21 protein-coding genes are annotated in these 24,721 nt (G+C 44.4%); 9 read left to right on the top strand and 12 right to left on the bottom strand.

Annotated features, from left to right (window positions below):
• Positions 1–237 precede the first annotated feature (237 nt).
• From nosR to BGK61_RS15560, 4 genes are all read right to left on the bottom strand, one after another.
• A complete protein-coding gene (gene nosR, locus BGK61_RS15575) occupies positions 238–1,545 on the bottom strand; it encodes a response regulator c-di-GMP phosphodiesterase, NosR family (RefSeq protein WP_076011177.1) in 1,308 nt (435 codons plus the stop codon).
• A 70-nt stretch (positions 1,546–1,615) separates the two neighbouring features.
• Complete coding sequence (locus BGK61_RS15570; RefSeq protein ID WP_076011176.1) at positions 1,616–3,283, bottom strand: HAMP domain-containing sensor histidine kinase; 1,668 nt, start codon at positions 3,281–3,283, stop codon at positions 1,616–1,618.
• A 10-nt stretch (positions 3,284–3,293) separates the two neighbouring features.
• Complete coding sequence (locus BGK61_RS15565; protein ID WP_076011175.1) at positions 3,294–4,118, bottom strand: phosphate/phosphite/phosphonate ABC transporter substrate-binding protein; 825 nt, start codon at positions 4,116–4,118, stop codon at positions 3,294–3,296.
• Positions 4,119–4,141: 23 nt separating this feature from the next.
• Complete coding sequence (locus BGK61_RS15560; RefSeq protein WP_014999735.1) at positions 4,142–4,702, bottom strand: response regulator; 561 nt, start codon at positions 4,700–4,702, stop codon at positions 4,142–4,144.
• A 316-nt stretch (positions 4,703–5,018) separates the two neighbouring features.
• Between BGK61_RS15560 and prlC the strand changes: the two genes are divergently transcribed.
• The 8 genes from prlC (at position 5,019) to BGK61_RS15520 (ending at position 13,057) form a co-directional block, all read left to right on the top strand.
• A complete protein-coding gene (gene prlC, locus BGK61_RS15555; RefSeq protein WP_014999734.1) occupies positions 5,019–7,055 on the top strand; it encodes an oligopeptidase A in 2,037 nt (678 codons plus the stop codon).
• Positions 7,056–7,061: 6 nt separating this feature from the next.
• Positions 7,062–7,775 (top strand): DNA-3-methyladenine glycosylase I, encoded by a 714-nt coding sequence (locus tag BGK61_RS15550; protein WP_076011174.1) that lies wholly within the window; start codon positions 7,062–7,064, stop codon positions 7,773–7,775.
• A gap of 172 nt (positions 7,776–7,947) precedes the next feature.
• Positions 7,948–8,745: a bifunctional demethylmenaquinone methyltransferase/2-methoxy-6-polyprenyl-1,4-benzoquinol methylase UbiE gene (gene ubiE / locus BGK61_RS15545; protein WP_076011173.1), complete on the top strand. Its 798-nt coding sequence runs from the start codon at positions 7,948–7,950 to the stop codon at positions 8,743–8,745.
• The gene (locus tag BGK61_RS15540; protein WP_076011172.1) at positions 8,745–9,380 is read left to right on the top strand and encodes a ubiquinone biosynthesis accessory factor UbiJ; all 636 of its coding nucleotides are present in this window, start codon (positions 8,745–8,747) and stop codon (positions 9,378–9,380) included. Before ubiE ends, BGK61_RS15540 begins: the two co-directional genes overlap by 1 nt.
• Before the next feature lie 23 nt (positions 9,381–9,403).
• Positions 9,404–11,032: a ubiquinone biosynthesis regulatory protein kinase UbiB gene (gene ubiB, locus BGK61_RS15535; RefSeq protein WP_014999730.1), complete on the top strand. Its 1,629-nt coding sequence runs from the start codon at positions 9,404–9,406 to the stop codon at positions 11,030–11,032.
• A gap of 293 nt (positions 11,033–11,325) precedes the next feature.
• A complete protein-coding gene (gene cspE / locus BGK61_RS15530) occupies positions 11,326–11,535 on the top strand; it encodes a transcription antiterminator/RNA stability regulator CspE (RefSeq protein ID WP_012519905.1) in 210 nt (69 codons plus the stop codon).
• A 318-nt stretch (positions 11,536–11,853) separates the two neighbouring features.
• A complete protein-coding gene (locus BGK61_RS15525; protein ID WP_076011171.1) occupies positions 11,854–12,498 on the top strand; it encodes a hypothetical protein in 645 nt (214 codons plus the stop codon).
• A 100-nt stretch (positions 12,499–12,598) separates the two neighbouring features.
• Positions 12,599–13,057, top strand: coding sequence for an Lrp/AsnC family transcriptional regulator (locus tag BGK61_RS15520; protein WP_076011170.1), 459 nt, complete (start codon positions 12,599–12,601; stop codon positions 13,055–13,057).
• Between the two features lie 66 nt (positions 13,058–13,123).
• Here the strand turns inward: BGK61_RS15520 and BGK61_RS19635 are convergent, their stop codons facing one another.
• The 4 genes from BGK61_RS19635 to BGK61_RS15505 form a co-directional block, all read right to left on the bottom strand.
• Positions 13,124–13,288 carry a hypothetical protein gene (locus BGK61_RS19635; RefSeq protein ID WP_014999727.1) on the bottom strand — a complete coding sequence of 55 codons (165 nt, stop codon included), beginning with the start codon at positions 13,286–13,288 and terminating at the stop codon, positions 13,124–13,126.
• 382 nt (positions 13,289–13,670) lie between these two features.
• Positions 13,671–14,678, bottom strand: coding sequence for a cytochrome d ubiquinol oxidase subunit II (locus tag BGK61_RS15515; protein ID WP_014999726.1), 1,008 nt, complete (start codon positions 14,676–14,678; stop codon positions 13,671–13,673).
• 11 nt (positions 14,679–14,689) lie between these two features.
• On the bottom strand, positions 14,690–16,063 hold the full coding sequence (locus BGK61_RS15510; protein WP_014999725.1) for a cytochrome ubiquinol oxidase subunit I: 1,374 nt from the start codon (positions 16,061–16,063) through the stop codon (positions 14,690–14,692).
• Between the two features lie 11 nt (positions 16,064–16,074).
• On the bottom strand, positions 16,075–16,632 hold the full coding sequence (locus BGK61_RS15505; RefSeq protein ID WP_014999724.1) for a GbsR/MarR family transcriptional regulator: 558 nt from the start codon (positions 16,630–16,632) through the stop codon (positions 16,075–16,077).
• A gap of 187 nt (positions 16,633–16,819) precedes the next feature.
• On the opposite strand from BGK61_RS15505, the gene BGK61_RS15500 reads away from it, so the two are divergent.
• On the top strand, positions 16,820–19,582 hold the full coding sequence (locus tag BGK61_RS15500; protein ID WP_234349447.1) for an ATP-binding protein: 2,763 nt from the start codon (positions 16,820–16,822) through the stop codon (positions 19,580–19,582).
• Positions 19,583–19,650: 68 nt separating this feature from the next.
• Here BGK61_RS15500 and BGK61_RS15495 read toward each other — a convergent pair whose 3' ends face one another.
• The 4 genes from BGK61_RS15495 to fre all read right to left on the bottom strand — a co-directional run bounded on the left by BGK61_RS15495 (position 19,651) and on the right by fre (position 24,717).
• On the bottom strand, positions 19,651–20,676 hold the full coding sequence (locus tag BGK61_RS15495; RefSeq protein WP_076011169.1) for a substrate-binding periplasmic protein: 1,026 nt from the start codon (positions 20,674–20,676) through the stop codon (positions 19,651–19,653).
• A gap of 132 nt (positions 20,677–20,808) precedes the next feature.
• Positions 20,809–22,203, bottom strand: a complete 1,395-nt coding sequence (locus tag BGK61_RS15490) for a M28 family metallopeptidase (RefSeq protein WP_076011168.1) — start codon at positions 22,201–22,203, stop codon at positions 20,809–20,811.
• A 153-nt stretch (positions 22,204–22,356) separates the two neighbouring features.
• Positions 22,357–23,703 carry a hypothetical protein gene (locus tag BGK61_RS15485; protein ID WP_076011167.1) on the bottom strand — a complete coding sequence of 449 codons (1,347 nt, stop codon included), beginning with the start codon at positions 23,701–23,703 and terminating at the stop codon, positions 22,357–22,359.
• A 318-nt stretch (positions 23,704–24,021) separates the two neighbouring features.
• Positions 24,022–24,717, bottom strand: coding sequence for an NAD(P)H-flavin reductase (gene fre, locus BGK61_RS15480; protein ID WP_076011166.1), 696 nt, complete (start codon positions 24,715–24,717; stop codon positions 24,022–24,024).
• Positions 24,718–24,721: the final 4 nt, after the last annotated feature.

Below are 24,721 nucleotides of genomic sequence, written 5' to 3'. Positions count from 1 at the left end.
CTTCTTTGTCGGTTAGGCGAACTCGCGCCATAAGCATAAAGCGCATTTAATCTGTTCGCACAGCAAATCATTCCGTACCGGTTTTGACTCAAAGAGTACTCAAAAGACCGAGATTTGCTTCAGGGAATTTCACTTAGTTTATCAATGGGGATAGTGCAGCCTAAATAAAAGACCAAGACAAAGCGAGACATGATTAATGAAACGCCCGCCTTTTTCTAAGCACATAGCCTTCAGAACTTACTCACTTATAGTAGCAGAAAGCTCTTCTGGTTCTATTTGAATACTAAACGCTTTTCCACGTTCCTCTTCAAAATGCACTAATTTTTGAATGGTGGCATCACTAAAAACATGACCCTCTGGAAGGATCAGAATGTGGCTGTCGTTGTACAAATTCTGGGCAAGTACCATGCCTGCTTTGAGCTGGGTGGCTTTTAATGATGTAGAAAGCAGCTTAGACGTGGTTACATCTTCTGCTTCAAGTAACAGATCCAAAAACTCACCGTCGTAGCGGGTGTTTCTGTGCTTTTTCATTTCTAGTTTGGCATCGCGAGGGCTCATCTCTATACCGCTCATGCGCCCAGTTACTAACCGCCAGTAATCTCGGGCAATGGCCAAGATGCGCGCGCCTGCAGGAATTTCCTTTGCAACCTTATTATACAAGCCAGAGCCATTATAGTGCTCGAACTGAAATTCAATAATGTCGGATACTTGATGAAGCTCATGAGCCGGTGCAAGTATTAACGCCGCTTGCTTGGTTTGCGATAAATAATTTTGCTGCTGCTGGTATTTGAGCTTGGAAAACGGCGCGTTGAAGTCTTCGGTTTCAAGCCCCAGCAGACCTAGTTCACAAATAAGACCGGCGTAGCGAACCTGTTTAATCTCTTCTTTCTCTAGGCGGGCAATGCGTGCAAGCTTCGACGCCAACTCGCTAACTTCGATGGCGAATTTACCATTGATATTAGGGTTAATGCTTATCACGTTAAAGAGCACTTGCTCCATGGCAATATTGTGCTTTTCTATTTTATGTAGTGCAGCCTTTATTTGACGAGTACGCTTTTGAACAACTTGTTCTAGTGAAGCATTTACGTCGCGTAACTTCCTATTTTGAAGCCGAGTTAATTTTTGAAGGCGAAGGTTTTCTGCCTTTAGCTTTACTCGCTCAAGGCCTTCTTCAACCACAGCAATAAGCTCTTGATTGTCCCATGGCTTTTGCAGGTAGCGGTGAATCTTGCCTTGGTTTACAGCCTTAATAGTCGATTCAATGTCGGCATAGCCCGTTAGTACAACTCTAAAGGTTTCAGGATAATTGATAGCAACCTGCTCGAGTAATTCCGCTCCTGACATCTGCGGCATTTTCATGTCCGAAATCACCACATGAACATCATTATTACTCATTAACTCCAACGCCTTTGCGCCACTATCAGCTAGCAGTAACGTAATATCCATAGTAAACAGCGCACGCTTAATAGCCCGAAGAATATTCGGTTCGTCGTCAACAAATAGTACCGTATAGGTCGTGGTTTGTTCTGTAGTAGGCTCTGTCATAAATTATTATCCTTATACGCGACGTTACAACTATTACACGCAATGCTGCTTGATAACACTAATACTTGCTTCATCCTTCGCTCTCTGACTTTTTATCTGAGTCTGAATCAATGGGGAGCGCTAAGGTGAATACGCTTCCTTCTCCCTCTTTGCTGGTGGCTGAGAGCGTGCCGCCATGCTCTTGAGCAATGCCAAACGAAATTGAAAGACCTAGGCCTGTGCCTTGCCCTTCAGGTTTAGTTGTAAAAAATGGGTTGAAGAGTTTGTCTAAATGACTCGATGGAATACCACAACCCGTATCTTCTATACGAAGCTCGACAAACTTGCCTACGGTACAGGTCGTAATGGTTACTTTGCCGTTTTTACCTGTGCTTTCGATAGCTTGCCCCGCGTTTATAAGCAAGTTGGTTACAACCTGTGAAATCTTGCCTACGTTCATGGCAACATCAGGAACTCTACCTAAATGAGTTTCAACGGTGCAGATGTACTTTAACTGGTTGTTCACCATCGCAAGGGTAGTGCGTACGCAATCATTAATGTTGTGTTGTTGCATATGATCGCTATCCACACGAGAGAACAGCTTCAACCCCTTCACAATTTCTGCAACCCGATGCAACCCGTCTCTCGAATCACTCAGAAGGTCGGTAATGTCTTCGTTAATAAATGCCATGTCTTGATTGGCTAGCATTTTCTCCAAATCCGCTAAGGCAGAAGCGCGCTTAGTCTCATCTTGTGCATCAAGCACCACATTAATTTGGGAGAAAATCATTTGGTAAGTAGCGACGTATTCGCTGAGTGTCGAGATATTGCTACTAACAAAGCCCACAGGATTATTAATCTCATGAGCGACACCTGCAGCCAGTTGCCCCACTGACGCCATTTTTTCAGCTTGTAGTAGCTGAACCTGCGTTTCTTTTAAGTCCTTATTAGCTTCTTGAAGTTGATAGTTTTTCTGATGCAGCAACGCAGTCCTGTCCTGAACCTTTTCTTCAAGTAGCGTATTAAGCTCTTTTAACTCATCTTGGGCGTTCTGGCGTTGGGCATGTTCCTCTTTCAGGCGTTCAACAAGTTGGTTAAAAGCTTCTGCCAGCTCGCTTAACTCATCTGTACCGCGCACGGGGATGAAGACATCTTGATAGCTGTTGTGCTTAACTGCATCACCCAACCGCTTCGCCCCTTCGTGTAACTGACGAAGTTGCGACATTAGGTAAGAGCCAAGCAAATAAGAGCACAAGCCAACTAGAATAAACTCTAATAAAGCCAGCGTTACGGTCCAGCTTCTTACCCTTGATACTGATTCAGTGACCGAGGCAATGTTAAGGCCAATCTCTACATAACCGTACAAGGTGCTGTTTACCATGATAGGCGCACGGGTATCGTAAATGCCGTCATCGGCTTTTGACACACTTGTATCGGCAACGAAGGGGCGGCTCAGGGCTTCGGCGCTGCCTTTTTCAACGAAAACTCTATCCAGCTTGTCCTTAACTTTGACATACGCAATATTGGGGTTTGTGAGTATCTCAGAGACATCAGCATCAAGTGCTGCTAAATCGTAGCTTAAAAACGCATTTTTAGTTGTAGACACAAAAAGGGCAACCGTCGTGTCGGCTGATTTTTTCACGTTACTGTCGACAAGGTCGTTAAGCAACTGAAAAACAGTCACAATGAGCACTAGCAGCAAAAGCGCTGCTATTGATGCTATGCCTGTTATTGTCTTTACACGTAACGACAGTTTCATACGACTATACTCATAAATGCGGCCTCGAAAGCGACGCTATTCCCAATGCTCTCACGTCGTCCCAATCGCTGTCGTTTGACGCCATAAAGCCATTAAACCCAATACCGTTTAAAATCCATGACTTGCTTGAGTCATTTGATAAAGCAAGTAATGCATTAAGAATAGCTTGTCTGTCAGCGTGTGCCATATTTGGGTGGGTCGCAATGGCGTGGGGCGTAAAATCTTTGCTTTTCCACAAAACGCGCAATTCGTCTTTTACATCGTCAGGTGAGCTATTGAGTGTACGTACAATGCCGCCCCCAGCATTGAAAAAGCCGCGTTGAACGGCGAGATACACCGAGTCATGAGAATTGACGTAGCGCGGCACAAAAGCAATATTGTTCATGCGTAGGTGAGCGCTGGTAATGATGGTGGCGGCAAACGCGGCTGGCGCTGGGAACGCAACTTCAGTTCCACTTAGCTCTTCAAGAGTATTTATAGGGCTGTCTTTGTGCACGACAATCAACCCACGAATTTTCTTGTCGCGTTGGCGCGCTAATGCCTTATAACCCACAGAATCGTTAAAAACCACGAAATGGTAGGGGTTCATATAGGCAATATCGTAATTGCCGTCGGCTAGATTAGCCTCGAACGTGGGAATATCTTTTGCTGTTTTGAAATTGACTTCGAACCCGGTGTAATTACTGAGGTAGTCGATTAAGGGTTGCCAGTTTTCAGCCATTTTCTTGGCTGACTGCTGGGGCACTACAGCAAAATTGAACGTTTTGCCATTCGCTGACATCGCAGCAGTGCTAATGAATAAACTTAAAAGAGCGAATCGCGATAACCAAGCCATAATGTCACTCCTTTTACATCGATTTACATCGACATAAACTGCTCAAGGACCATTGTTAAATCATGATTTGAGAAAGGTTTTTGCAAGGTGGCGTCAGCCCCAATCTCAAGCGCTCGCTCTAAGCTCACCTCGTCCAGGGCGGATATCACCACGATTTTAAGGTCTTTGTATTTGCTCTGGTCACGCGTGAACTCAATAACACTGTAACCATCCATCCCAGGCATGCTTAGATCGAGCGTCATTACTTTTGGTTCGTATTGGCTAAGCATAATCCCAGCCTGGAAGCCGCCGGTAGCGATATACGACTCATAGCCCGCCCGTCTGGCTACACGCTGAATAGATTTGGCGACAGGCATTTCATCGTCAACAATTAATATCGACGGCGTGGCAATGCCTTTCAATGAATCGGGAATTGGCATGTCGTGCCTTTCTAAAAAGGCTACGAAATCTTCTACCAATACTCTGTTGTTTCCGCGCCCAGGAAGTTTGAAGCCTTTAAGCTTACCGCTTTCAATCCATCGAATTACGGTGCGCAGATTTACATCGCAATACGAGGCTATTTCACCCGAGGTCAACGTTTTCATATCTATGCCTTGTAGAATTATTAATCGAAATTATAGACCCTGAACAGGGAAGGGACAAAGTAGACAAAAGGATGAAATGTGACATTTGTGACAGCGGCTTGATGGCTATTGCTGTACAGCGGATTTGCAAGGCTTTGATAAGATAGGCGAGGTAAAACACAAACGCCTCATCTACATCGGTGGACCGTTGTCGTGATCCGTACACCTAATCTAGAAGTAAGTTCAAAATAGGTCAACTGCGGCTGAAACAATAGCTTGCTTTTAATCAGCGAAGCCCCATCATTATTCTATCATTGAGTTAAGAGTGAAAAAGATTATGACAACCCCTGCAATTGAAATGGTAGATGGCCTACCAATTTTTTCTGCTATTGAACCTGCTTCTATAAAGCCTGCAATTGAAAAAGCCATTGCAGCGTGCAAAAGCGAAATAGAAGAGGTCGTGGCGTCGAAAGATTACTCTTACAAGAATTTGGTATTGCGCCTTGAAGAGGTGGATGACCGTTTAAGTAAAATGTTTTCGCCGGTCTCGCATATGAATAGCGTAGTGAGCAGCGATGAATTACGTGAAGCCCACGATGCGTGTTTGCCATTATTATCTGAATACGGCACCTGGGTAGGACAGCACGAAGGTCTTTACAACGCTTATGCCTCTCTTAAAGCGTCTGACGAGTTTGAAACCCTAAGCGAAGAGCAACAGAAAGTTATTGAAAACGCCGTTCGTGATTTCACATTGTCAGGTGTAGCGCTTCCCGCTGAGCAAAAGAAACGTTTTGCAGAGATTCAGGCAAAGCTCAGCGAATTATCGTCAACCTTTTCTAATAATGTGATGGATGCCACCATGGGCTGGACCAAGCACATTACCGATGAAGCTGATCTCGCCGGTATGCCGGAATCTGCCCTTGAAGCGGCGGCGCAGGCTGCCCACCAGAAAGATTTACAAGGGTGGCTATTCACTCTAGATATTCCTTCTTATTTACCCGTAATGCTGTATGCCGATAATCGCGAACTACGTGAAGAAATGTATCGTGCCTACGCGACGAAAGCGTCAGAGCAGGGCCCAAATGCCGGTAAATGGGATAACACTGAAATCATTAAAGAAACCCTGGTTCTTCGTACCGAATTGGCCGAATTACTAGGTTTTTCGAGTTACGCAGAGCGTTCGCTTGCGACTAAAATGGCTGACTCTACCGATCAGGTTATTGGGTTCTTACGCGATTTAGCGGCGAAATCTAAACCTCAAGCAGAAAAAGAGCTTGAAGAAGTTAGAGCATACGCTAAAGACAAGCACGGTGTTACTGAGCTTGCAGCATGGGACCTTCCTTATTACAGCGAAAAATTGAAGCAGGAAAAGTACACGATTTCTGATGAAATGCTGCGCCCATACTTCCCTGAAGATAAGGTATTGTCTGGTTTATTCGAAGTAGTACATCGCCTGTACGGCTTAAAAATTATTGAGCAGCCTGGAATCGACACATGGCATAAGGATGTACGTTACTTTACCATCACTGACGATGCCGATGTTATGCGCGGTAGTTTTTACTTAGACCTATACGCCCGAGCTAAAAAACGTGGCGGCGCGTGGATGGATGAATGCCGAGTACGTCGTGAAAAAATGGATGGAGAACTACAGCTTCCTGTGGCTTACCTTACTTGTAACTTCAACGCACCGGTAGGCGATAAACCAGCGCTATTTACCCACGATGAAGTGGTAACCATGTTCCATGAGTTTGGCCATGGTATTCACCATATGCTTACTAAAATGAGCGTAGCTGGTGTGTCTGGTATTAATGGTGTGCCATGGGATGCCGTTGAATTGCCAAGCCAGTTTTTAGAGAACTGGTGCTGGGAAGAAGATGCACTTAACTTTATCTCTGGTCATTATGAGACCGGCGAACCACTGCCCGCTGATTTACTAGAACGCATGCTTGCAGCACGGGATTATCAATCTGCGATGCAAATGGTGCGTCAGCTTGAATTCAGTCTTTTTGACTTCTTACTTCATAGTGAAAAGGGCAGCGATGTCGATGTACAAGGCACTTTGGATAAAGTGCGTGAAGAAGTGGCTGTGGTCATTCCTCCATCGTTTAACCGCTTCCAAAATAGCTTTGGGCATATTTTTGCTGGTGGCTATGCAGCAGGTTATTACAGCTACAAATGGGCGGAAGTGCTTTCAGCCGATGCGTACAGTAAGTTTGAAGAGGATGGAATCTTCAATCGTGACACGGGCAAAGCGTTCTTAGAAAACATTCTAGAAATGGGCGGCAGTAAGCCTCCTATGGACTTGTTTGTTGCCTTTAGAGGGCGCGAGCCTAAAGTGGACGCTTTACTCCGTCATAGCGGCATAAAAGGCTAAGCGCCCATGGCAGGACATGCGACAGAAGCTAAGCTCGAGTCTTTCCAGTCTATCTATCGCCGAGCGTGTGAGCGTAAAGGCGGCGAAAAGGTGCTTGAAGCTATGCTCCAAGCACCGCTTTCTAAAGCGCAAATTGAGGCCATAAGTGACGACCGCTTTTTAGCGGCGATGACCAAAAAAGTGTTTCAATCAGGCTTTGTATGGCGAGTTATTGAGCAAAAGTGGCCCGACTTTGAAACCGTATTTTTCGGTTTCGACGTTGATAAAGTGTTGTTGATGCCCGATGAAATGCTAGAGCAGAAAGCGTCAGACAAGCGCATTGTTCGCAACTATAAAAAAGTCATGACGGTACGCGACAATGCCATGATGATTAAAGACGTGTCTTTGGAGCACGGTAGCTTTGGCAAATTCGTAGCAGGATTCAATAAAGACAACATTACCGAACTTTGGGAGTTTTTAAAGAAGCGCGGAGCGCGATTAGGTGGTAACACTGGTCCCTACATGCTTCGAGCACTTGGCATAGACACGTTTTTGTTCTCTCGTGACGTAGAAGATTACTTGCGTAAGAATGAAATTATTGACGGTGGCTTAACCTCGAAAAAAACGCTGGCCGCGGCCAACGCTGCATTTGCCCAATGGCATGAAGAAAGTGGCCGTTCGCTACAAGAGATAAGCGCTATAGTTGCCTTCAGCTGGGGCACGAATAATAGAACTGCGTAGGTCAAGGTAGTTTAGTATACGAAATATGCCAGCCTGCACTTCGCCGGCGTGGTTTATGTTCGGGCTAATAAGCTGATTTACGTCAGGAGACTGTCGGGCATAAAGCTTTTGCTTGAGCACACAATCCTATACACTTCGGCATTAATAAAAATATTCAAATTACAGGACTGTCATGAGCGACAATCAAACTCCCGCTACGCAAGCAGACTCTGCAATCGACAATGCTACCGAGCATACGACACACTTCGGTTTCAAACAGGTAGATAAAGGGCAAAAAGCCTCTTTAGTTGCCAATGTTTTTGACTCTGTCGCAGCGAAGTACGACGTAATGAACGATCTTATGTCGATGGGAGTGCATCGTTTATGGAAGCGTTTCACAATAGACTGCAGCGGTGTGCGCGCGGGCAATAAAGTCTTGGATATTGCCGGTGGTACTGGCGATTTAACCGCTAAGTTCTCGCGCTTGGTAGGCCCGACAGGGCGCGTAATACTTGCCGATATCAATTTGTCTATGCTGAAAGTAGGCCGTGATAAGCTTCGCGACCGTGGCTTGGTTAGCAATATTGACTATGTACAGGCGGACGCAGAAGCCTTGCCGTTCCCTGACAACCATTTTGATGTGGTGACCATGGCATTCGGTCTTAGAAACGTAACGGAAAAGCAAAACGCGCTTAATTCTATTTATCGCGTACTTAAGCCGGGCGGGCGCTTGCTTGTTCTAGAGTTCTCAAAACCTACCTCAGAGCAGCTAAGTAAGCTTTACGACATGTATTCGTTCCATATCCTACCGAAAATGGGGCAGCTGGTGGCAAACGATGCAGAAAGCTACCAATACCTTGCGGAAAGTATTCGCATGCACCCTGATCAAGAAACATTAAAAGGCATGTTTGAGCAAGCGGGTTTTGAACAATGTGATTACCAGAATCTAACTGGCGGTATTGTTGCGCTGCATAGAGGTTACAAGTTTTAATGCCTACCTCTGCGCTGATTACTGCAACAGTTGAATCGGTTATAAATAAGTTGCTGTCTTTAGATGAAGACAGCGAAACAAGGCTAAAGGCGCTTAATGGCGCCAGGCTTACTGCATTTGTCTCGCCGCTTCCTTACGGTATTACACTGTCTTTTTCCGACCGTGTCGACGTACTAAGCGAACAAGGTTCATTTGACGACGTCGTTGCATCCCTTGGACCGAAAGACTGTTGTATTAAAACATCGCTACAGACTTTGCCAGAGCTAAAAGAAACCAGTCAACTTACCCGCCTCATTCAACAAAAAGCATTGTTTTTGGAAGGGGAGCTAAATGTTGCTCAGCAAGTGAGCGCGCTGTTTCAGCAGTTGGATATCGACATTGAAGAGTTGCTCGCGCAAAAGACCAACGATGTTATCGCACATCAAACCGTGAAAACGGTAAAGACAGTGCATGAAAAATCGATGGCAGTACTGGCGTCGATGGCGAAAGTATTAGGCAACGCTGTGGTAGAAGAAAAGCAGCTTGCAGCGCATAAGCTGGCAGTTATGCACTTTAGCGATGAGGTGAGTGCACTTCGCGACAGAGCAGAAAGCGCCGACGCGAGACTGCGCCGTCTAGAAGAAAAAATTAAGTAATATTGAGAGAAACAGGCTCATAAATGCGTATTGTTAGGTTATACCGAATTAACAAGGTATTGTTGGAACACGGCTTAGATGAACTTATTCCAGCAAAGTGGTTACCCTGGTACGCGCGGGCTATGCGTCATACCATCTTCTGGGTGCGAAATAAGCACAAGGGCAAGTCTGCCGGCGAGCGTATTACCCTTGCGCTTCAAAGCTTGGGGCCTGTTTTTATTAAATTCGGGCAAATGCTCTCTACCCGCAGAGACTTACTTCCCCCAGCTATCGCTAACGAGCTGGCTCGATTACAAGACAAAGTTCCGCCGTTTTCATCAGACGCTGCGCAAGAGATCATTAAACAGGCGCTAGGGCTGTCAGATTTAAGCGAACTATTCAGCGAATTTGAAAAAGCGCCGCTAGCGTCAGCGTCTATTGCTCAAGTTCATGCCGCAAAACTAAAGCATAGCAACGAAGATGTTGTAGTGAAGGTACTGCGACCCGATATACGCGATACCATCGTAGCCGATATGGAGCTGTTATTTAGTCTGGCTAATGTGCTTCAGCGCTGGTTACCTGACGGTAAACGTCTACGCCCTGTAGAAGTGGTAGTGGAATATCGAAGAACCATTGTTGATGAACTTAATCTGCTACGTGAATCGGCAAACGGTATTCAGTTAGGGCGTAACTTTGAAGGTTCCGACGCACTCTATGTTCCCAAAATTTACAGCGATTACTGTCGCAGCAATGTACTGGTGATGGAGCGTATTTATGGCCTGCCTATTTCCAATATCGACGCACTGCTAACGCAAAATACCAACATGAAAAAATTGGCTGAGCGCGGGGTTGAAGTATTCTTTACCCAAGTATTTCGCGACAGTTTTTTCCATGCAGACATGCACCCTGGCAATATCTTTGTATCTACCGAACACCCTGAAAACCCAAAATATATCGCCATAGATTTTGGCATAGTAGGTACGCTCAATCGTGAAGATAAACGTTATTTGGCGGAAAACTTTATTGCTTTTTTCAACCGCGATTATCGCAAGGTTGCCCAGCTTCACGCCGATTCTGGTTGGGTGCCGCAAGACACAAATATTGACGAATTTGAGATGGCTATCCGCACAGTGTGCGAACCTATTTTCCAAAAGCCGCTAGCGGAAATATCTTTTGGTAATGTGTTATTGCAGCTATTTAATACGGCACGTCGTTTCAATATGGTGGTTCAGCCTCAGCTTGTGCTATTGCAAAAAACACTGCTGTACATAGAGGGCTTGGGCCGTCAGCTTTATCCTCAACTCGATTTATGGAAAACCGCTAAGCCTTTCCTTGAAAACTGGATGAAAGAGCAGGTTGGCTTCACGGCAATGATGGGGAAAGTGAAAGACAACTTACCTTTCTGGTCGGAAAAACTGCCTGAAATGCCGGACCTGTTGTATGACAGTTTACAGCAGATGAAACGTTTGCCGTTACAGCAACAAAGAACTCATTTGGCTCTGCTTCAAGAGCAAAAGAAAACAACTCAGACCACTCATTTAAGCGTAGTGGGTGCCACTTTCGTGTTAATGTCGGCGATATTGCCGATGTACGATTTATCTTGGTATTTCCCTGCAAGTACGGGCGTAATTGGCGCAATTTGCTGGTATTTGGCGTGGCGAAAAGGGCTTTGATTATTGTTACGCTGCGGTGAATTATTTATGAAATCCGTAGTTTATCAATTAATTTGTATATTAATCGTCCCGAAGAGTGTTATAGTGGTTGTGGCTTTTGGCCAATGTCTTTAAATAGACGCGATTTTGTATTATTTGCTATATGTTAAACCACTCGAGTTACCCGGTAATTTGTTGTAAGTTGTTTGTCCATTCGTAAGTAAGACCCAATACTCCGCCAATTTAAAGACTCTAAAGAACTTAGTTACACGCGCTTATGCGCAATTTAATACGATATTTGAGGTCTATACGACATGTCTAAAGTTACAGGCACAGTTAAGTGGTTCAACGCTGATAAAGGTTACGGTTTTCTAACTCAAGATAACGGCGGTAAGGACGTATTCGTTCATTTCCGTGCGATCATCTCTGACGGTTACAAAACGCTTCCAGAAGGTCAGCGAGTAGAATTTGAAGTTGAAGAAGGTCAAAAAGGTCTTCAAGCTGCTAACGTGCAAGCTATCTAAGAATTCAAAAACGGCGGTCATTTGACCGCCGTTTTTCTTTCTGTTATTTACATTCCTCACGCTTACTCAAAATGAGCATATAAGCGTCCAGTCATTGGCGCGCCTTTTAAACACCACTTTCATTGAATTATTCACATAACTCATAGCTACAGCTATCTTTTCTCCCCTTTACAGCACCGCCATTTGATAACCCCAATACATTTGTTACTCGCAGCTTATTCTTAATATCAGCCTGCCTCGGTATTGCGTAGTCATAGCGTTTAATGCTTTACTCATCACAACGCCCATCTTGGTGAATCTATTTACAGGGAGTGCAATATGCGCATGACATCAACTATTCTTTCTTCATTGGCCACTGCGCTGTTTCTTCTATATTCAAACCTTGTCTATGCTGCCCAGGCAAATGAGCAAATTACTGATCAGAATGTATTGGCTACGGTTCTCAACGTCGATATTACGATGGCCGATGTGATGCCCAATGAAGATGAGCGTAGAAACATAAAACAGCAGGCGAAAGATAGTTATGCCGATATGGTAGATTATGTGGCTCGTGTAAACGCGTCTAACAGAATTTATGACCTTGTATTAAAAGATTACGCAAAGCAAAAAGGCATCTCTCTGAATCAGACACTGGTGAGCAAGTTTACCGAAAAATTTGAAAATCAGGTTACGAGTGAATCTGCCACTAAGCCCATAGGTGAGATTGCTGCCAAGCAGGTTATGCAGTACCAAACAGAAAAGGCGATGTTTGAGGAGTTTGGAGGTCGCGTTATTTTTCGACAGTCTAATCCGCAAATGCCAATTGATGCCTACAATACCTTGTTAACTCGTTACCGCGATGAAGGCAAGCTCACAATTTTGGACGAAGAATTACGTGATGCATTTTGGGATGTCTTCGCACCACCATTTCAATACGAAATTGCGCCGGAAAACATCGATTTCACGCAGCCTTGGTGGCTTTAAACAATATGGAAATGTGTATCAAGCAATTCAATATGGGTTAACAATAGACTTTGATATTCAAAGGTCGTATCTAACTATACATGGTGATACTGCAAGCACAATGGATGTAATAGACAAGGCAATACTTAGCATGCTTCAGAGTAATACCGACACACCTGTTGCGGATATTGCTGAGCATATAGGGCTGACGGTTACTCCCTGTTGGCGGCGAATTCAAAAACTTGAAGAAAAAGGTATCATTTCTAAGCGGGTCGCGCTGCTAAGTGCCAAGCAGCTAGGGCTTGCAATGACAGTTTTTGTGCAAGTGAAAGCGGGCAGGCACGATGGGAAGTGGCTGGCTAGTTTCGCCAAACATGCGTCTTCATTTGATGAGGTAGTAGAGTGTTACCGTATGTCAGGAGAGTACGACTACTTACTTAAAGTGCTTGTCACCGATATGGATTGCTTTGACCATTTTTACAAACGACTGGTTAACGGTATAGAGTTTTCAGACGTAACGTCAAGTTTTGCTATGGAACAGATTAAGTACACTACTTCAGTTCCTCTTACTCACCTTTAATGACAGAAGTTTCAGCCCGAGTTAGTGAGCAAAAAAATGGGGCCGGTTTGACGGGCCCCATATAAATTAATTATTTTGGTCTTCAACGTGCTGGTCGGCGAATATCTTGGATTTCTTTTTAATTTTACATCCTAAGATACGCTGCGCATTTTTACGGCCGATGTAGTGAGCGACTGTATAGGGGTGCGCGCGCTTGAAGAACCGTGAGAACGAATGGAAAACATTTTCCATAGTATTGGCTCCTTCTATTAAAAATTGCCCCAAATAAAATATAGTAATATTACAGTTTGATGTCAACAAAATATTTGGTACTAAATAGTGATTAAATTTCGCTCGTGGATTGAGTGCAGACTAGCCAAATTTAAACACTACTAGTTATTGGTATAGATTGATCGCCGGAAAGGATCATATTTTTATATGCAAATAACTTACCTTTCTTTTAAAAGGAATTTAAAAGAAATTGCAAAGAGATAAAAGCCTGGAACCGTGCAGATGTTGGGAAGTATAGCGCCGAACAGAAAGTGAACACCACTGATTTTCAATGATGTTCACTATTGTCTTAGTTAATTGGGGTATGAAGTAATTGTGATCTGTTGCGATCCCGTAATTCAACCTAGTAGTAAGAAAGTTTTTCTGACTTACCAGAGAAAATTTTATATACCATAGCCGTGTAAGCCAAAATAATAGGCACTACTATCACCACACCCACAAGTAAAAAGCGCAAAGAGCTTGCATCACTTAGTGCGTCCATAACCGTCATTTGCCCGGGAATGATAAACGGGTAGTAGCTAATGCCAAACGCGCTGAAGCAAAGCAAAAATACGAGTAAGGCGATGAAGAAGGGGAGCCATTCTCCTTTACCCTGTGCGTCAGGTAATTTCTTTAGCAATATGCCGCACAACCCTAAAAGTGCAAAACACGCAACAGGAATAGCAAATAGAACGTAGCCCCAAGGTGCTGAGAGCCATAAATCTCTAACATCATCGTGCAAGGTGAGATTAGCGATACTTACAGCGACAATACCTACAGCTAATACGCCTAATCCTCTGCGTGCCCAATAATATGCTTTTTGTTGAAGCTCGCCTTCAGTTTTGAGTATCAACCAACAAGCACCAATAAACGCATAAGCCGCAGTCACACCAAATGCAGCAAGAAGTGCGAACCCCTGCGCCCATATGTCGGTACGAAGCCCTGTTACATATATGCCCAACATATATCCCTGAGCTAAAGTGGTCAAAAGAGAACCGTACTTAAACACTAAATCCCATTTGCGTTTCTTCACCTGTACAACCTTGGCTCGAAAATCAAATGCTACGCCGCGAAGAATAAGCCCTAGCAACATGAAAGTGGCTGGTAAATACAGGGTCTGCAAAAACTCACTATGTGCTTCAGGAAAAGCGATAAGCAGTAAGCCTATGGCAAGCACAAGCCAAGTCTCATTGGCATCCCAGTAAGGGCCAATAGAGGCGATCATATCATCGCGGAAGCCCTCTGTTCTTGGTGGTATAAGTACGCCTACGCCTAAGTCATAACCGTCTAAAATGGCATACAGTAATACAGATAGACCAAGTAGACCCACATAAATATTTCCGAGCATTTCTGCTGATACGTTTTCAAACATGTTTGCTCTCCTTAAACCGTACTTGGATCGGGGTCGGTAGGTTGCATTTTTGCCTTAGCAATTTCTCGCTCTTCTGTCGTTATTTCTTCAATTTCCACCGCTCTTCTGCACATCAACATCAGGGTTCCCATGTATGCGATTAGAAGCACCGTGTAAATGACAAGGTAAAGCGTGAATGACAAAGCGATATTAGCCGGTGGCAATTGGGTAACGGCGTCTGCGGTTCTTAACACGCCACTTACCAAATAGGGCTGACGGCCTATTTCAGTGACGTACCAACCTGCCAAAGTCGCAATCCAACCGCTGAACGCCATGCCAGCGAAAGTGCGCTTAAGCCATATAGGAAACGTTTTATTGCGCACAAGGTAAAGACTGCCAAGCCATGAAACTGCAAGCATTAACATGCCCATTCCCACCATAACTCTAAAACCAAAGAATACAGGGGCAACTGGCGGATGTTCTCCCTCGAACTCATTAAGCCCTTTTATCTCGCCTTTAAGCTCGTGAGTAAGAATTAAACTTGCGCCATAAGGAATGGGTATCTCAAAATGATTTTCTTTAGTTTCTTCATCTGGAATGGCGAACAGCAACAAAGGCGCACCTTCTGTGGTTTCCCAAAGTCCTTCCATCGCCGCTACTTTTTGAGGCTGATGTTCAAGCGTGTTCAAACCGTGCATATCGCCTGCAAAAATTTGAAGGGGGATTAATACAGCTGCCGTATAGGTGGCTGTTTTTAGCGCTAGTTTGGGAGCAAGCTTATCGTCGCCTTTCAACATGCGGTAGGCTGACAGCCCGGCAATGAGGAAACTGGCGGTCAGTCCTGAAGCCAACATCATGTGTACAAAGCGATAGGGGAAAGAAGGGTTGAAGATTATCTCTTTCCAATTGGTGGCATATACCACACCATCAACCATTTCAAAACCCTGAGGTGTTTGCATCCAGCTATTTAACGCCAAAATCCAGAAGGCGGAAGTAGTAGTGCCAAGTGCTACAATAAGCGTAGAGGCGGTATGCAGCCAATTTGGAACTCGGCGTATACCAAACAACATAATGCCAAGGAAAGTGGCTTCCAAGAAGAAGGCGGTAAGTACCTCGTAACCTAGCAGTGGCCCTGCCACATTTCCCACTTTTTCCATAAAGCCTGGCCAGTTAGTACCAAATTGGAACGACATGGTTACGCCGCTTACTACACCCAGCGCGAAGCTTAGCGCAAAAACACGCACCCAAAAACGATACATACGCATCCAAACAGGATGCCCTGAAATGTTAGAGCGCAGCTTAAAATAGAATAAAAACCACCCCATCGCCATGGTGATGGTTGGAAACAGAATATGAAAACTAATATTTAACGCAAATTGTAAACGAGACAGCAAGAATGCATCCACAGAAGGCCCCCTTAGTTAACGCTATTTTTCCCCGGAAGTAGCTTATCCTTAAGCTCAAGCATACGACCCACACCCGAACCTAACTTCATCAACGTATTTAACTTTTCAGGCCCAAGATTCTGAAGTTCTTCAGACCATGCCGTAATTGATTCGAGTAAATCATGGATTTCGTTCAGTTTGTGTTGTGCATTTGCTTCTTTTTCGTTGGCTGGTGCATCAAGAAGCAAATCCCGTAGAAGGCTCATGGTTGGGTCTATTTCACGCTTTCTACGCTCTTCAAATACTCTGTTTGCCAGAGTCCAAATATCGCCGGCAGGAATGAAAAACTCTTTTCTTTCACCAGGCACAAGGTGCTGCTTAACTAAGCGCCAAGACTGAAGTTCCTTCAAGCCCATACTGGTATTGCCTCTGGAAATATTGAGTGCATCAGCAATTTCCTGAGCTGAAATTGGCTCTTCATTTAACACGATGAGTGCAAGAATTTGCCCAACGGTTCTATTGAAGCCCCAGCGACTTCCCATTTCGCCAAAGTGCATAACCGCAGATGTAATTAAAGGCGTCATTTTCATTTTTACATTCCAGAAGTTTCAGAAATTACTGAAAGTTTATTGTGGTAGATCAAAAAAAGCAATAATAAAGTGATGTAGTAGAGACTTTTAACTAATAATTTAATGAAAATTAATTAGGCGGCCCAGTGCAATTAAAAATGCTTTCCAAGCGATAAGTTGTTATTGTGAAAAAGTTAACAAGATCCTCATGAAAGTTCGCTTTCTTTATTTCTCGGCCAAGGCAATGCAATACGTTACGGATTCAAAGACAAATACGCTTCAAAACTGTGAAGACGAAGCTATCCACTTGCTCGAAAGCGTACAGAGTTTCGGGTATGTAATAGCTATCAACCCCAGCACCAAAAAAATTCAGGTAGTGAGCGAGAACATTAACGATATGTTCAGCGTAGCAGTTATCCCCGGTGAGACGCTCATCACCGAACTTATCGAAATTCCTTCTCCAGAAGCGCACACCTTTCAAACTATTTACGATGCAGTGAAAGGCGGAGATATCCGTCATGCTTACCAGTGGAAATTTACAGAAAACGCTTTACGCGTAAAAGACTGGGAAAAAGAGGGAAGCGGGGTCGTTTTTGATTCCAACGGTTTGTTGGTTATCGAATTAGAGCCTACGCCTCAATTGAGTTTTGAAGCTGCGCAGCAGTGGGTGCCCATGGATGTGGATATTCGTGCATTGTTGCCGAATGTCGATGACAGGGATACTATCGGTGACGTTGCTGACGCCATCGCCCGGGTATTTAAGCAATACATCGGCTTTGACTCTGTAATGGTTTATAAGTTTGATAAGGCCTACTGTGGTGAAGTAATTGGTGAAGCCACCAACCCGAACTCACGCTCGTTTAAAGGGCTGAAATTTCCAGCCTCAGATATCCCAAAACAAGCGCGTGAGCTCTATCTTAAAAACCGAGTTCGTTGCGTATTTGATGTCGAAGAACCCGTTATTGGTCTTAAACCTTCGGTTAAAGAGGCCGAGCGCCCGCCGTTGGACTTGTCAATGTCGATGGTGCGCTCGGTATCACAGATGCATATTGCTTACCTTAAAAATATGGGCATCCGCTCTTCGTTTTCGGTGTCGCTTGTTTTCGAGGGACGACTGTGGGGGTTATTAGCTTGCCACAATAGTAAACCTGCCTATATTGATCAGAAGAAACGTTTGGTTTGTGAATCGTTAGGTCACCTTTATGCGTGGCAACTTCACACAAAAGCGTTGCACAAAAAGAAAGAACAATTTCAAATACGTCAGCGTAAGCTGAATATTATCGTTCACCAACTTACTTCATACACGAACCCGCTCGAAGCTATTAAGCAAAAAGAAAGAGAGCTACTCGATGTTGCTGATGCTTGCGGCATGGCGGTGGTTACCCCTTCAGGCAATTATTTGGTAGGCAGCACACCAACAGAGAAAAGCCTTGCAACACTACTTGATAAATTTGCTATAAGCGATTCTGAGCAATCGATTGCTGTTAATCGGCTAGCCAATGAAGTGTCTGATAGTTGTGAGCTAAACGGTATTCGAGGAATGTATATTTCCTGCGTGTCCTCAAAATTAGGCTACTACACGGTTTGGTTTAGAGAGCAAAAAGATAAAACAATACGCTGGGCCGGTCGCGATGCAGCCAAAAAAGATATTGGTAAGTCGCTTACACCACGTAACTCGTTCGATTTGTACCTACAAAGTGTAGCTGATGAGTCGGTGGAATGGACCGAAGATGACCAGCTGATTATCGAAGGTTTCGACCACTTATTTATACCCTACGCACTTAGCTTAAAAGCGTCGCTCGATAAGCAAATTAGTAAGTTAGAAGAGTTGGATAAGGCCAAAGATCAGTTTCTTGCCAGTATTTCTCACGAATTGCGTTCACCACTGAACTCAATTGTTGGCTGGACCGATCTAGCCCTAATGGATATTCGCAACGTTGACAGAATGTCTGATGCGCTTGGCGTGATAAAGCGTGCAGCATCTACTCAGGCAGCTTTAATAAACGATATTCTCGATTTGTCGCGCATCATTTCTGGCACTATGAAACTTAGCACACATTCGCTCAATATTGCCGGGTCGATATCGGAGGTGGCAAGGTCATTTGAAGCGGGGTTTGCGAGTAAGAATATTCAGCTATCGATAAATTGTGAGGATGAACATACCCAAATTCTTGGTGACAACTTGCGTATAAAACAAGTGATCAACAACTTGTTGAGCAATGCGCTTAAGTTCACTTCTAAAGGGGGCACAGTGCACATCAGAGGACGAAGAGAGCACTCTAACTATCTGATACGCGTTAAAGATAACGGTAAAGGAATGACACAAGAGCAGTTAGCTCACGTTTTCGAGCGCTTTTATCAAAGCAAAAGCGAGCATAATAAACATGGGTTAGGTTTAGGCTTGTCTATTGTGAAAAGCTTGGTCGAAATGCACGGCGGCGAGATCTATGCAGAAAGTGACGGCCCTAACTCGGGATCAACGTTTTACGTAACGCTGCCAATTGCACCGTTGAATTTGCACGATGACATAATAGAAACTAAGCGCTCTGAAATTAGCGACCTAACTGAATCGCTACGTTTAAATGGATTACGGATACTGGTGGCAGAAGACGAGCCTGACGCCCGTGATTTCATAAAGCTATTTTTAGAATCGAACGGTGCGCGAGTTAACGTAGTGAAAAATGGTTTACTGGCATGGAAAGAAATCAATGATATGCCTGAGGCCTTTGACCTACTGCTTTCTGACATTGGAATGCCGGAAATGGACGGGTTAGGTTTGGTGACGAAAATACGAGGCAGTGAAATCCCTGAAATTTCGAAACTTAATGCTGTTGCACTGACCGCCTATGCGTACACGGCAGACCGTGTTAAAGCGCTTAAAGCTGGTTTTAACAACTATGTGTCAAAACCAGTAGATGGCGAAGAACTACTGACTATTTTAGAAATGTATCTTCCTGAAACTGCGCATTAACAAATGGCTGTTTAAGAGGCGAACGCGAAGGAGTATCCAGTTAAGCCTCTAGCCTTACAAAAACCAGTCTACCAGCGGCGAAGCAGTTGTTGGTAGGTGGTCTTATCTAAAAGCGATTCGCGAGGCTGCGTACTGTCTTTAGACGGAAGCGCTGCGCGAGCATCCTCAAGTGAGTCATAGCGCTCCCCATCTATATAAAAAGCACTGCTTTCAGAGGTGGGTTTACCGTCAAGAGAGTAAGCTGTGGTTAGCAAGTCAGATGCATTGGTTATACTGCTGTGCCCAACAAAGTCAGCCACCCCATCGCCATTTACATCCTTGGTTAACCAAGCTAATGCGAGTGGTTGGTTAAATTCGCCCGTGTTCTGCATAATAGATACAGCTTGGTTGAATTGCGCGATAATGTTTTTTGCATTCGCCACATTTTTACTAATAGCTATTTGAAACCCTGTTTTTGCTAACGGCTTTGCCGCAAAGTGCAGTGTTTCTTCATTATCATTAGCCAATAGAATGTTTAACTCGCGCGCCAGTAGCTGTGTGGTTATTAAATAAGGTGCTCTATCGTCGGCAAGTTGGCGAAAGGCATCAAAAGTGGTTGGGTTACGCGACCATTTGATGTTTTTGAGTAGCCTGAATGAAGGCGTATTCGCAAAGCGATTTTCAATGGCGACGCGATTATCTTTTAAATGGGGAAATAGTTTCACTTCCTGCACTTCGGCGTCTTTACTAACTGCGTAAAGATAAATGGGTAAGTAGATATCAGATAGCACATAGTTGCTGCTGTCTTCACCCAAGTTGATATAGGCAAATTCACCATCTAGTTTACCTGTCAGTACAGAACTGCCCAAAAAAGCTTGGCGCATAACCTGCAGTTGGATATCCAGCTCCGCCGTTTGAAACACCTTTTCAAGTAGCGCATTAATGCGAGCAGGCTCACCATCATCACTGATATAGGTTTCAAAAGAAGCGGCGCCAAGCTGTGTAGGGGCGGCATGTATTTTGACAGTACCCAAAATAAGAAGGGCAAAGCTTATGCCTAATAAACAAAGGCGCCGAGTGAAAAAAGAAAGCGAGAAAGCGCTAAATCTTACCAAAAGTGAACTCCGAACTGCCGACATGCATTTACTACACTGTAATGCAGTTAGCGTCTTAATTCCAATAATCACGTGACGGCTTAAATTACCAAAATGTAAGCGACATCAATATATTGAGTGCTAGCTTGAACGTTAGTTACCAAAGCTTCCGGCTGGACCCGGATACACTACAACGCTTTCCACGCCATCGTTGTTCACGCTAGCTACGCCAAAGAAATAATTGTCGATAACCACGTTCTCAAGCGTCGCTTCGGTTACATTTCCTACATATTTACTGTATTCCCATTGCGGTGCATCGGTATGACGCCAATACACTTTGTAACCTTTAAGCTGCGGGTTTTGTTCAGCATCCAGCGCATCCCACTTTAACGTTGTGGAAGGTTGAACAGCGCCAGCAATTTCTACATTAGCGGGTGGGTTTGGCGCCCACGCCATGGCGGCTAGTGAGACAGCATTCAGGCCAGTAAGCTTTGCTGCATAATCAAAGTCGACGCCATCCAACGTGTCTCCGTATGCAATGCCATCTTCTACGCGCAGATCCTGATGCTGACGGGTGTAATTTTCGTTGGTTTCCATAATACGAATACCCGGGTAGCCCAGGTCATTGAACGGACGATGGTGGCCGCCACGACCAAAGCGGTCTAAGCGATAAATCACCATAGTGTCTAAGTTCTCAATATACTGATCGGCAATTTTATCAATATAGCGAGCAAGGTTACGGCTTGGTGAGTCGACCTCACCACCAGTGAAACGACGCATACGAGCTTCATCATCTGTTTCTGTTACGCGAGTTCCTTCTGCAAACAAACGGGCGGTGGTGTTATTAATTACACCGTTTACCCCTTCGATATTGCCAATCATATCGTTGTTCAGCACGGCTTTAATTCGCCAGCCATCCTTCTTGGCTTGGTTTGCCATAATACGTCCGCCGAAAAGACCCTGCTCTTCGCCAGATAGCGCGGCATAAACAATACTGCCGTTAAATTTATATTTTGATAATACTCGTGCTGCTTCAAGGGTACCGGCAACACCAGAAGCGTTGTCGTTTGCCCCCGGTGAATCAGAGGTGAAGTCCATTACATCAGACACCCGTGAATCGATGTCACCCGACATGATCACGTAACGGTCTGGATCGGTAGTACCGCGTTGTATCGCGATAACGCTAACCACTTCTACTGGGTCGGGAATACGTTTTTCACCGCTAATTACCTCTGACTGATAATACACCTCTAAACAGCCACCGCACTCGGCTGAAATTTTATCAAATTCAGATTTTATCCAGCGCCGCGCAGCACCAATACCGCGGGTATCGGACTCGGTTTCAGAAAGGGTATGGCGTGTACCAAAGTTCACTAGCGTAGTAATGTCTTTTTCAATATTTTCGGCGGAGACATTTTTAGCAATATCGTAAAGTGCTTGCTGCTGCTCGGTATCAGCAAAAGCTGTACTAGATAATGTTAGCGCTATTGCGGGAGCAATTTTGCGTAATATAAGGTTTGTAAGATAACAGGGCTGTAATTTATTCATTGTTTTCTCCATGTTCTGCAAAGACCATACTGAATACGGTGAAAATGGACAATGAATATCGATGTAATTAACTTTATTTAAGAGGAATACAATATATCGGCACGTAGCACTACATGCCGATATATATTTACAACTTACAAGACCTAAGCCTGTTTAAAAGTCGAAGTAAACAATACCATAGGCGGTAACATCATCATTTTTAAGCGACTCAAGATAATCATTCGTGCTTTGCACATCATAAGCTTCCAATCCTATATAACCCGACGCTGGCTCTTCATCGAAGTTAAAGTTTGCCGACAGGGGAAAATCGACACCTTCAATTTCTAAGTTATCTAAAATAGCAAGAGAACCCTGACTGGGTGTGGTTAGTTGGAAGTAATAAAGAATATTACCGAAAGAATCATTACCAGACAAAGTAACGGTTACAGAGTCCGCTCCCACTGCAGACAGGTCGTAACTATCATCATTAAAGAATGTTAAAACTTGTTGAGAAAATAAGTCGTAAGACATCAATGATAAGTCCAATGACTCAGTGTGGGTTGATGGTAGTGTTACCTGAGCCCCCGTATAAATGGAAACTTGTACATCTGTGCCTTCGGAGCTGAAGCTGTCGAACTCGAAATTGTAAGCATCGATATAGGTTTCAGGTGTGTCAAAGATTGGAACTGAAGGTGAAAGTTCCGCAGTCTCCCAAACTCGTACATTATCAGCATAATGTAGCCAGCCATCTTTTAGGCCGCGCAGTGAAACATACAGGCTTGAGTTACTGTTAACGTTATTATTGAGCACCGAAAAAGGTACTTTTCTTACAAGCTCTGCATTACTTACTACATTTGTTTCATCAAAACTGTAGTCACTAAGAACAGCAGTGTAATAAGTTTCAACAGGATATTCTTGTGCACTGGTCAGCGTGAGGGCAATGTCTGGCCACTCGCCGCCAATAGGCCGACAAACATTAGCTTCAGCCAACCAGTCTGTGTCATTGACATCGAAAATATTAGACGATGTTGTGGTAGAGAAAACGACGCTGGCCATAGGCGAGGCAACAGGAACTTGACTAATATCGAATGTTACGTTGTTACATTCGCACGTGTCTTCATTGGCGAAGCCTTCAGCGATAATGCGTGTGTTTTTTATTTTATCGGCGGTAATGTCTACGTAGGTATGTACGCGAGGATAGGGAGTTTCTCCCCAATAACCTACACTTAGCATTGTGTACGTTGCTACACCGGCATAATCGATAGCGATATTTCCGTCATCATCAGCTTCATAGACAGCAGCTACTGCACCGCTGTTGTCATGACGAACGACCATAGCATCAGTTTGAGGCGTTATCTCACCGCATGAACTAAAGTAATCTGCAGTAACCACATGCTCATAGTTTGAAGTAGGCGGTGTACTTCCGTTGTCGTTAGTAGGAGGTTGAGAGGAGCTACCACCGCCACATCCGGCAATAGCGGCCGCTAGGCCTGTTATTAGCAGTTGTTTGTTGTACTTCATATATTTTGCTGAAAGGCATAATAGTAGGCTGACGCATGTCTAAACAGCGCGGAGTGCCGAAATCAAACTGGTTGCCCTACCAATGCTTCCAATTCCTTTTGTTTTACTATTTGATTTGTTAGTTGAGTTTTGATGTTAGCAGCTTTTTAGAAGTGAAAATAGTCGGTGTTTATCAGATTTAATTTATGTAAGAAGATGAGGTTTGTGTATGAAATGCCATGTTGACCATATGTAGTTTTGTATGGTCAACATGACGGGCTAGAGGTAGATTTAATGCTCACGACATGAGCATGCTTTGCTACTACTTACCTTGCACAGTTAAATAAATGCAAACGCGTCGCCAAACAGGTTCTCAACTTTCAATCCGCGTTGAGTAAAATCGTCGCGTACGACTTTGGCCATTTCAAAGCGACCTGCTACGTACACCTGAATATTTGCAAAGTCAGCATGATCTGCCAATACTGCATGATGCACCCAGCCAGTTCTGCCTTTCCACTCGTCGCAAGCAAACTCGACAACCGGCACAAAAGTGAAGTGGTCGTTAGCTTCAGCGAGCTCAGTTAGCTTGTCGGCCAAATACAAGTCAGCCGCATGCTTACCACCCCAGTAGAGTGTAACTGGCGTCTTGTCGCCGCTATTAAGGTGCTCTTGCAGAATTGAATAGGTATACGAGAAGCCTGTACCACCTGCAATAAGTACCATAGGCAGGCCATTACTTTGCAAAAAGGCATTGCCATTACCTACGATTACGATAATTTCGCCATCCGCACGCATTCGCTCTAGCACTTCACCGGCGTAGCTGTTGCCAGGCTCTGCGCCAATGTGTAATTCAATGCGGCCATTATCAAACGCGGCATTGGCAATAGAAAATGGACGCATATCTTTTTCGCCCATTACTACCATGGCGTACTGACCCGCTTTAAACTCAACAGGGGTTTCAGGCGTTAATTCAACTTTTTGTACCACTTCGGTTAAAGGCGTGATGCTTGCAACCTTACACTTAATTTCTGACATGTAT

Origin of the sequence: Alteromonas abrolhosensis, from assembly GCF_001953635.1 — a bacterium.
Classification (GTDB): domain Bacteria; phylum Pseudomonadota; class Gammaproteobacteria; order Enterobacterales; family Alteromonadaceae; genus Alteromonas; species Alteromonas abrolhosensis.
This window is presented reverse-complemented; position numbering and strand designations above follow the sequence as displayed.